Source organism: Candidatus Eisenbacteria bacterium (genome assembly GCA_016867495.1).
Classification (GTDB): Bacteria; Eisenbacteria; RBG-16-71-46; order CAIMUX01; family VGJL01; genus VGJL01.
In genome coordinates this window covers 1-8,788 of record VGJL01000107.1, presented here as the reverse complement: position 1 = coordinate 8,788, position 8,788 = coordinate 1, and the positions used below count along the sequence as shown (strand labels likewise).

Genomic DNA, 8,788 nt, shown 5'->3' with positions numbered 1-8,788 from the left:
CATGCATCGATGGGCGCCCGGGTGGGTCGGTCGGAAGGCTCGATTCGGATCGGCCCGGGATGCCGCGAGTCAGGGTAGGGAACCCGACGCGCCCCATCGACGTAATAGCAGGTGCATCCTCTCTAGCGAGCTAAGAGCCCGCGGCGGGGGGACCGGTCCCAACAGCACCGGTCCCCCCGCTTTTCGTGTCATAGCGCCCGTGGCCCGTGCCTGGCCCCCGCCGCGCTCCCGAAGCCCCGCGCCGCGAACGCGAACATAGCGGGGCGAAGGGAGCCGGCGGGGGCAGCCGCGCCGCATGGTCCGCCGACCCCGCGAGGCGAAGCGCTGGAGCCCCGCGCCGCTTGCGGCCTAGCGCGGCGGCGGAGGCGGGGGCTCGGCGATCCGCGCGAGGCGGATCATCTCATTGACCTCCCTCTCGAAATCCCTCTGGAAGAGGATCATCCGCGCCCTCCGCTCTGCCGAGAGTCCCTCCATGAGCCGAGCCTCGAGATCGCGAAGCCTCGCGCTCGTCTCCTCCTGAAGCGCGCGGAGCCTGTCGAGCAGAGGCTGCAGATCCTTCTCAGACGCGGCCCGTCGCTCGAAGTCGGCCTTCTCGAGGAGCTCCCTCATCCTCGGCATGATCTCGCGCCTCTCGCGCTCGACCCTCTCCCTCTCCTCCGCGAGCTCCCGCATCCGCACCGCCATCCGCGCGGCCTCTTCCTCGTTGAGACGGAGCGCCTCGCTCAGCCTCGCCATGCGCAGGTTCTCGATCATCCGATGCAAGCGCTCCGGGCTCGGTCCCGGCTCAACAACAGGCAGAGGCTCAGGGATGGGCGGAGGCCCGGGATGCGCAGTCGCCTCCGGAGGCGGGACCGGCCTCGGCTCCGGCGCCTGCGGTTCGGGCGAGTGCATTGCCGGACGATGGGCCGGCTGAGGGGCGTCTTCCAAACCGGCGGCATTCAAGGAGGACGCCAGAAACCCAGCAGCCAGAAGCATCGCTATGAACATATATAGGCAGATCAAACCATGTTTGAACATGTTTAGACACCTCCTCACCTCTCACATTGCCTCATAATCGAGGCCCCTCGCGCCACCCGCGCCGCCCAGCCGCTGTCTCAGCAGCTCGCGCAGGGTCTCCCGTTCGGCCTCGCCCATCTCGTATGCCGCCTCAAGCGCGCTGGACGGCTCGCCTATCGGTCTCACCGCAACGGCGACCGCAGGCAGGCTGATCAGAGAGTCGAGCCTCGCCGCGGGGACCCTCGCGATGGCGTCGGCCAGGCGTGTGCGGGCTTCCTCCACGCTGGCCTCGTTCCTCGCCGCGACGCCGGTCAGCTCTTCGCCGGTCAGCGCCTCGCCCCTCGCCGCGGATCCGCCCAGCGCGCCATCCCTCGTCGCGGATCCGCTCAGCGCGCCATCCCTCGCCACAGATCCGCTCGGGCCGCCGCTCCTCGGCACGGAGAGGGCGACCAGGGCGACCGCCGCGAGCGAAGCCATCGCCCACGCCAGATCGCTCCTTCGCCGCGCCCGATCGAGCGCGCGCCAGCGAAGCCTCCAGGGCTGCGCGACTCCCGACCGCGACGCATCAGTCACCTCCGTGCCCTCGATGCGCGCTGCCGCCTCCAGAGCCCCGCTCAACCGTCGAAGGGAAGCGATCCGCGCGGCGCAGGCCCGACACTCCTCGACATGCAGGCGGATTCCCCGTATCCCTTCCGGCTCCTCCCCCTCGAGAATCCAGGCGGCCAGAAGATCCTCGTCGGGATGCTCCGTCGCTCGCTCCTCGTTCATCCTCTCTCCTCGATCTTCGCCCGGAGCCGCCGGACGGCCTGGAAGTAGAGCACGCGCGCCGTCGCCTCGCTGTTTCCCATCCACTCCGCCACCTCGCGGAAGGGGAGCCCCTCGAAGTGCCGCAGATGAAATGCGGTCCGCTGCGCGGCGGGCAGGCGCCCGATCTCCCCTTCGATCAACCGCGCGTCCCGCGCGATCTCGGATCTCTCCAGCGGATCCTCGCGGACGGCCGGCTCCGCCTCGCCCTCTTCCCCGTCCATCGAGACCATGCGGCGGAATCGGTCCCGCTCCGCCCTGTTGAGCGCGAGCCTCACGCCGATCTGCCCGAGCCACGCGCGGACGGTGCGCCCGTCGCGGATCTGGTCGAGGCTCCGAAAGGCCTTCAGGAAGGCTTCCTGCGCGACGTCGAGGGCGTCTTCCCTGTTGCGGAGGATGCGGCGGATTCTCTGGTAGACCTGCTCGTAGTGGCGGCGGACCAGCTCCTCGAAGGCCTTCTCGTCTCCGGATCGAGCCGCGATCACGAGCCCTTCGTCCGAGATCTCCATCATCCTCCCTACCGAGCGAGACACATGCCCGGCAGGCGTCGTTTAGCGCGCCCTCGCCCCGCAGACGAGATAGCCGAGCGCCCACCGGCCGCCCCAGCAGTAGAAGGCGGCAAGCTCGGCGATCTCGACCGGAATCCGAAGCACGGGAGGGGCCTCCTTGGGGCTCGCCGCGGGCTCTCTCTCGGGACTCCCTCCGGCAATCTCCGTCTCGAGCCCCCGCGCGGCGAAGTCGTAGTAGCTGTTCCACGCGCTCTCGGGGACTGGAAACGCGAAGAGGGGATCGAATCCGCACACGGTCAGAAGCTCGTGGTAGCTCCGCTCATTCTCGTAGCGATAGAGACCTTCCTCAAAGACCGCGCGCACGGCCGGCGAGATCTCGAGTCTGCCGAGGGGGCTCCCCGGAGCGGACGAGGCCAGAACGCGCGCGATCCGCTCGGGCGCGGGCGAGTCGAGGTAGATCAGATCCGACAAGAGAAGGGCGCCCGAGGGCTTCAGGAGCTGGCGGATCCTCTCGAGCCCCTCCGGTCGCCCGATGTAGGTGAGCGCGCCGCCCAGGGCGAGAACCAGGTCGAAAGTGCCGTTCGAGAGCTGGACGTGCCGCGCGTCGGCGCACAGGAACTCCATCCGTTCGTCCAGACCCGCTGCGAGCGCGTGCTCGCGCGCGACCCGCAGCAGCCCTTCATCGAGGTCGACGCCGGTGCATCGGGCCCCAAGCTCCTCCGCAGCCAGGAAGCTCGCGCCCCCCGATCCGCAGCAGAGGTCGAGGACGCGGGGCGCCTCGGGCAGATCGAGCCCGCGAAGCGCGAGGCGAAGGATCTCGTCCGTCAGCGGCGCGAGGTGTGGCGGCCGTTCCATGTCACTCTCCTCCATCCGATCGCGAGGGCGCGCGGCCCGACGCGCGACGCGCAAGAGCCCGGAGCTCGGCCGAGCGCATGAACTCGACGTGCGAGAAGAGGGCGAGCGCCCCGCTCCCCGTTCTCCGCGCGCGCTCGAACACCTCCGCTGCGCCGCGCCCATCGATCTTGTGAAGCCCGAGTCCCGCGACGATTCGCCCGCTCGCGCCGGCCTCGTTCGCGCCCTCGCGCAGCCACTTCTCCAGCCGGTCCGGCGATTTCGTGTAGGCCATCAGCAGCGCGGCGTCGATCCAACCCTCGCGCAGCCACCGTGGCCAGTCCTGCGAGCAGGCGCGCCGCGCCGCGGCGGGATCGGGAATGACGGCGGCGGTGACCTCGATGCCGGGGGACGCGCTTCGAGCGGCGTCCGCGATCCGCTCTACCGCGCGCGACACTTGCTCCATCTTCCATCGATCCCAGTGGTCCATCCACTCACCGCCGGCCTCGCCGGCTTCGCCGGCCTTCCCAGCCGCGCTGCCCTCGTCGGCTTCGCCCGCATGGTCGCCCTCGCCGGCCCCGCTCGCCCCGCCGGCCTGCCCCGGGATCGGCCCTCCGAAATCGTCGATCAGATAGGCGCGGCGGCTCGCTTCGTCGTATCCGGCGTCGGCATACGGGTAGCGGATGTAGTCCAGATGCAACCCGTCGAGATCATAGCGAAGGACCAGCTCGCGGACGGCGCCCTCGAGATAGGCGATCACCTCCGGATTGCCGGGGCTCATGTAGATCCCCTCGACTCCCGCCCGCCGGCGCTCCGCGCTCGATAGTTCCTCCAGCGATCGGCCGTCGGCAAGGCGCGCCTTCCATTCGGGGTGCCGGACGATGACATTGCGCGCGCCGTTGCCCTTCCACTTGCCCGCGAGGAAGACATTGAACCAGGCGTGGACTCTCATGCCCCTCTCCCGCGCAAGGCGGATGGCCGCCGCCAGAGGATCGTAGCGGAGGGAGATCTCGGAAGGGCGTCCGCCCGCCTTGATGCCGGCTGGCGGCGCGTTCTCGAGCGCGGCGGGCGCGGGCTCGCTCGAGGAGCGATAGTAGGCCTCCCCCCTCCCGCGAACCTGGATCAAGAGATCGGTGCAGCCGGCGCTCCGCGCCGAGTCGGCGAGGATCGCGAGACGAGTCGTGTCCTCCAGCGCGTCGCGGATCACCCAGAGGTAGAGGCGCGCAGAACCGGCGGCCGGCGCGGGCGCGCCCTCCGCCGCGAACGCCCGGCAATCCGTCGAAGGAGCCGCCCAGGGGAGCGTCGCCAGCAGGCAGACCGAAAGAAAGAGGCGTATAGATGCCCGAAACCCAGCCGGTCGGCCTCGCCAATTCAAGGCAAGGCTCGAAATCATGACCAGCCGGGTTTGGGCAATCCCGCGTCCGCGCGAGCGCGGCCGCTCCGTTCTTCTCAAGTGGATCTCGTCCGTCTAGGAGTCTTCCTTCTTGCGCCGGATCCTGCCCAGAAGTCCTCCGCCCTTCTTCTTGGGCTCCTCCTTCTTGGGCTTGGCCGCTTCCTTCTTGGCGGCCGGCTTCTCGACCGTCTTCGGCTTCTTTTCGGCCTTGGTCTCCCTTACCTCGGCCTTCGGAGCTTTCGCCTCCGCCTTCTCGACCTTCTTGGCCTCGGCCGTCTTGGCCTCGGCCTTCTTCTTGGCCTTCGCTTCGGCCTTCTCCTTGGCCTTCTCGTCGGTCTTCTCTTCGACCTTCTCCGCTTCGCCCTTTGCCTTGGCCTTCGCTTCCTTCGCCTTGGCGCTCGCCTCAGCGCGGGCGGCCCGGACCTTGCGGTCGGCATCCTTCTGCTCGTCGGACTTCACCAGCTCGATGATGGCGAGCTCGCCGGCGTCGCCGAGACGCCTGCGCGTCTTGAGAATGCGCGTGTATCCGCCCTGGCGCGTCGCGTACCACGGGGTAATCGTGTCGAAGAGCTTCTTCGCCACGTCGTCGTCCTGGACGACCCGCGCGACCAGTCTTCTCGAGTGGATGTTGTTCTTCTTCGCGTAGGTGATCATCCGCTCCGCGACACGGCGGGTCTCCTTAGCCTTCGCGACGGTCGTCTCGATCCTCTCGTACTGGAACAGCGCGGTGACGAGGCTGCGCAGAAGCGCCCGGCGGTGCTCCGCGGTGCGGCTCAGCTGCCTGTGATCTCGGTGGTGTCTCATCGGTTCATGTCCACGGAGGTCCCTCTCGGGCTACCTATCCGCCTCCTCTTCCTCATACTCGAGGTGCTCCAAGTCCGTCTCCTCTTCCTCTTCAAGCTCGGCGGCCCTTGGCCTCGGCGTGCCCAGATACCGGGAGACATCCATCCCGAAGTGGAGCCCCATGGCGGAGATCAGATCCTGGATCTCCTTGAGCGACTTCTTTCCGAAGTTCCGGTACTGCAGCATCTCGGGCTCGGTCTTCTGGACCAGATCGCCGATGGTGCGGATCTGGGCGGCGCGCAGGCAGTTGCCCGCGCGGACTGAGAGCTCCAGCTCGTCCACGGTGCGCTCGAGCAGCTCCTTGACCCTGTTGTACTCCTCGTCGACGACCTCCTCGACCTCCTCCTCGAACTTCTCTTCGAAGCGGATGAAGAGGTTGAAGTGGTCGCGGAGGACCTTGGCCCCCATCGAGAGGCCGTCGTTCGGCGAGATCGATCCGTCGGTCCAGATGTCGAGGACCAGCTTGTCGAAGTCGATCCGCTGGCCGATCCGCGTGTTCTCGACCGTGTAGCTCACCTTCGTCACCGGCGAGAAGACGGAGTCGACCGGCACCCAGCCGAAGCGGTCCATGATGGTATTGTGCTGCTCCTCCGAGAGGTAGCCTCGGCCGGCCGAGACCTCGATCTCCATCTCGAGTGCGCCATCCTTGTTGACCGTGGCGATGTGCAGATCCGGGTTCAGGACCTTGATGTCGGTCGAGATCTCCAGGCCGCCCGCCTTCACCTCGGTCTTCCCTTTGGCCTTGAACATCCCGCGCCGCGGGCCGTCGCCGAGGTGCTTGAAGCGAACCTGCTTCAGGTTGAGGACGATGTCGGTCACGTCCTCGAGCACGCCCGGAATCGAGGTGAACTCGTGCCGGACGCGATCGTCCAGGATCCTCACCGCAGTGACCGCGACGCCCTGCAACGAGGAGAGAAGAACGCGCCGGAGCGCGTTTCCCAGGGTGACGCCGAATCCCCTCTCGAGGGGCTCGACCACGAACCTTCCGTACCTCTCGGTCGCGAGCGACTCATCGGCCGTCACCCGCTCAGGCATCTGAAGGGCCTTCCACTTCATCCTAGAGATTCCTCCCGTCTACCCGCCGATCCCAGATCTCGCTCCTGTTACTTCGAATAGAGCTCGACAATGAGCTGCTCCTGGATCGGTACCGGGATGTTCTCCCTGGAGGGGATCTGATTCAAACGCCCTTCCAGCTTCTTGTCGTCGAAATCCAGCCAGGACTGCATCTCCGTGCGCCTGCGCTTCTCGACGGCTTCCTTGATCGTTGTGATGTTGCGGCTCTTCTCCCGCACTCTCACCACGTCGCCCACGCGGAGCTGGAAGGACGGGATATCGACCGACCTTCCGTTCACCTCGATGTGCCCGTGACGGACGATCTGGCGAGCCAGCGCCCGGGACGGGACGATGCCAAGGCGATAAATGATATTGTCCAGCCTCGTCTCGAGAAGCTGGAGCAGGATCTCGCCCGTGATCCCCTTCTTCCGCTCCGCCCTCGCGAAGTAGATCCTGAACTGCCGTTCCAGCAGTCCGTAGATCCTGCGCGCCTTCTGCTTCTCGCGCAGCTGCATTCCGTATGGAGATTCCTTGATGCGCCTGTCACGGCCGTGCTCGCCGGGGACATATCCCCTCTTCTCGATCGCGCACTTGTCCGTGTAGCAGCGCTCCCCCTTTAGGTAGAGGCGAATCCCCTCGCGTCTGCACTGTCTGCACTTGGCCCCCATGTACTTGGCCATCTGTCTTTCGTTCCTCCTCCGGAGCCAGCCCGGCCGCTAATGAGATCTATACGCGGCGCCGCTTGGGCGGGCGGCATCCGTTGTGCGGGATCGGCGTGACGTCGCGAATGGCGATGACGTCGATTCCCGCCGCTTGCAGCGAGCGGATCGCGGCCTCGCGCCCGGCGCCCGGGCCCTTGACCCAGACCTCCGCCCTTCTCATCCCCATTCCGATCGCTTCCTTGGCGGCGGCCTCTGCCGCAACCTGCGCCGCGAACGGGGTCGACTTGCGCGAACCCTTGTAACCGACCTTCCCCGCGCTCGCCCACGAGACCACCGCGCCGTCTGGATCGGTGATGGAGATGATCGTGTTGTTGAAGGTCGAGTGGACATGGACGACGCCCGCGATCGGGACCTTCTTGTCCTTGCGCTTTCCGGTCTTCTTGTCTCGAGCCACGCTATCCGTTCCTCCGTCCTATCGACGTACCGTGCTAGCCCTTCTTCCCGGGCTTCACCTTCCGGCGCACAGCGCCGGCTGTCTTCTTGGGTCCCTTGCGGGTCCGCGCGTTCGTCCTCGTCCGCTGCCCGCGCGCGGGAAGCGACCGCCGATGGCGCAGGCCCCTGTAGGAGCCGATGTCCATCAGGCGCTTGATGTTCATCCCGACCTCGGTGTGCAGGGCGCCCTCGATCCGGTAGTTGGTCTCGATCTCGCTCCGCAGCCGGGCCGACTCGTCATCGGTCAGGTTCTTGACCCGCTTGTCCGGGTCGACCTTGGCCGTCGCCAGAATCTTCCGGGCCGTCGCCAGGCCGATTCCGAAGATGTAGGTCAGGGCGTACTCCACCCTCTTCTCATTGGGAATGTCGACTCCCGCTATGCGCGCCAAACGACAACCTCCTCTTTTGGGGCAAGAGCCCTTCGGCTACTTCTGCCTCTGCTTATGGCGTGGGTTCTTCTTGCAGATGACGCGAAGAACACCATCCCTGCGAACGATCTTGCAGTTCTCGCAGATTTTCTTGACCGACGTTCTGACCTTCATCTCTCTCCTCCGCCGTCCTGAGGAACGGTCAGGATGACCGGACCATCCTCCGTGATCGCGACGGTGTGCTCGTAGTGGGCCGAGAGGCTGCGGTCCCTGGTGACGACCGTCCAATCGTCCTCGAGCGTGTACACGTCCGACGTCCCCTCGTTGACCATCGGCTCGATGGCGAGCACCATACCCGGCCGGAGCAGCGGCCCGCGGCCCGGAGCGCCGTAGTTCGGGACCGGCGGCGCCTCGTGCAACAACTGCCCGATGCCGTGGCCGACGTACTGCCGCACCACTCCATATCCGTGGCTCTCGGCGTGGACCTGGATCGCGGAGGAGATGTCTCCCACCCGCATGCCGGCCACCGCCTGCTGGATCGCCCGCTCGAGGCACTCGCGGGCCACGCTCATCAGATCCGACGCCTTCTCCGAGACCTCCCCGACCGGAAAGGTCCAGGCGCCGTCGCCGTGATACCCGTCCAGGTACACCCCCACGTCGACGCTCACGATGTCCCCGTCGCCCAGGACGCGGTCGCCCGGGATTCCGTGAACCACCTGCTCATTCACCGAGACGCACGTGCTCGCCGGGTATCCCATGTACCCCTTGAACGATGGGGACGCGCCCGCGCGGAGGATCAGATCCTCCACAGCGCGGTCGATCTCCCCTGTCGTGAGT

Annotated in this window: 12 protein-coding genes; all 12 read right to left on the bottom strand. The window is 67.0% G+C overall.

Features of this window, described 5'->3' with window-relative positions:
* Window positions 1–348: 348 nt before the first annotated feature.
* A complete protein-coding gene (locus FJY88_09665) occupies window positions 349–753 on the bottom strand; it encodes a hypothetical protein (GenBank protein ID MBM3287597.1) in 405 nt (134 codons plus the stop codon).
* Between the two features lie 285 nt (window positions 754–1,038).
* Entirely contained in the window at window positions 1,039–1,764 is a 726-nt protein-coding gene (locus tag FJY88_09660) for a hypothetical protein (GenBank protein MBM3287596.1), read from the bottom strand.
* Window positions 1,761–2,312, bottom strand: coding sequence for an RNA polymerase sigma factor (locus FJY88_09655; GenBank protein MBM3287595.1), 552 nt, complete (start codon window positions 2,310–2,312; stop codon window positions 1,761–1,763). The genes FJY88_09660 and FJY88_09655 overlap by 4 nt, the downstream gene beginning before the upstream one ends.
* A gap of 39 nt (window positions 2,313–2,351) precedes the next feature.
* A complete protein-coding gene (locus FJY88_09650) occupies window positions 2,352–3,326 on the bottom strand; it encodes a class I SAM-dependent methyltransferase (GenBank protein MBM3287594.1) in 975 nt (324 codons plus the stop codon).
* Window positions 3,166–4,593, bottom strand: a complete 1,428-nt coding sequence (locus FJY88_09645; GenBank protein ID MBM3287593.1) for a hypothetical protein — start codon at window positions 4,591–4,593, stop codon at window positions 3,166–3,168. Before FJY88_09645 ends, FJY88_09650 begins: the two co-directional genes overlap by 161 nt.
* A 15-nt stretch (window positions 4,594–4,608) precedes the next feature.
* Window positions 4,609–5,337 carry a 50S ribosomal protein L17 gene (locus tag FJY88_09640; protein MBM3287592.1) on the bottom strand — a complete coding sequence of 243 codons (729 nt, stop codon included), beginning with the start codon at window positions 5,335–5,337 and terminating at the stop codon, window positions 4,609–4,611.
* A gap of 30 nt (window positions 5,338–5,367) precedes the next feature.
* Window positions 5,368–6,432, bottom strand: a complete 1,065-nt coding sequence (locus tag FJY88_09635; GenBank protein MBM3287591.1) for a DNA-directed RNA polymerase subunit alpha — start codon at window positions 6,430–6,432, stop codon at window positions 5,368–5,370.
* 47 nt (window positions 6,433–6,479) lie between these two features.
* Entirely contained in the window at window positions 6,480–7,109 is a 630-nt protein-coding gene (gene rpsD / locus FJY88_09630) for a 30S ribosomal protein S4 (GenBank protein MBM3287590.1), read from the bottom strand.
* A 46-nt stretch (window positions 7,110–7,155) separates the two neighbouring features.
* Complete coding sequence (rpsK, locus tag FJY88_09625; protein MBM3287589.1) at window positions 7,156–7,545, bottom strand: 30S ribosomal protein S11; 390 nt, start codon at window positions 7,543–7,545, stop codon at window positions 7,156–7,158.
* A 34-nt stretch (window positions 7,546–7,579) separates the two neighbouring features.
* Window positions 7,580–7,972 carry a 30S ribosomal protein S13 gene (rpsM, locus tag FJY88_09620; protein MBM3287588.1) on the bottom strand — a complete coding sequence of 131 codons (393 nt, stop codon included), beginning with the start codon at window positions 7,970–7,972 and terminating at the stop codon, window positions 7,580–7,582.
* 36 nt (window positions 7,973–8,008) lie between these two features.
* Window positions 8,009–8,125: a 50S ribosomal protein L36 gene (rpmJ, locus tag FJY88_09615; GenBank protein MBM3287587.1), complete on the bottom strand. Its 117-nt coding sequence runs from the start codon at window positions 8,123–8,125 to the stop codon at window positions 8,009–8,011.
* A partial coding sequence (gene map, locus FJY88_09610) for a type I methionyl aminopeptidase (protein MBM3287586.1) occupies window positions 8,122–8,788 on the bottom strand: 667 nt, incomplete at its 5' end. The genes map and rpmJ, both read right to left, overlap by 4 nt.

What these genes read in the sequence shown, in the direction of transcription:
- FJY88_09665 (MBM3287597.1), bottom strand. Translation starts at nt 753, where the DNA reads ATGATCGAGAACCTGCGCATGGCGAGGCTGAGCGAGGCGCTCCGTCTC.
- FJY88_09660 (MBM3287596.1), bottom strand. Translation starts at nt 1,764, where the DNA reads ATGAACGAGGAGCGAGCGACGGAGCATCCCGACGAGGATCTTCTGGCC.
- FJY88_09655 (MBM3287595.1), bottom strand. Translation starts at nt 2,312, where the DNA reads ATGATGGAGATCTCGGACGAAGGGCTCGTGATCGCGGCTCGATCCGGA.
- FJY88_09650 (MBM3287594.1), bottom strand. Translation starts at nt 3,326, where the DNA reads ATGGGCGCGGCGCAGCGGAGGTGTTCGAGCGCGCGCGGAGAACGGGGA.
- FJY88_09640 (MBM3287592.1), bottom strand. Translation starts at nt 5,337, where the DNA reads ATGAGACACCACCGAGATCACAGGCAGCTGAGCCGCACCGCGGAGCAC.
- FJY88_09635 (MBM3287591.1), bottom strand. Translation starts at nt 6,432, where the DNA reads ATGAAGTGGAAGGCCCTTCAGATGCCTGAGCGGGTGACGGCCGATGAG.
- rpsD (MBM3287590.1), bottom strand. Translation starts at nt 7,109, where the DNA reads ATGGCCAAGTACATGGGGGCCAAGTGCAGACAGTGCAGACGCGAGGGG.
- rpmJ (MBM3287587.1), bottom strand. Translation starts at nt 8,125, where the DNA reads ATGAAGGTCAGAACGTCGGTCAAGAAAATCTGCGAGAACTGCAAGATC.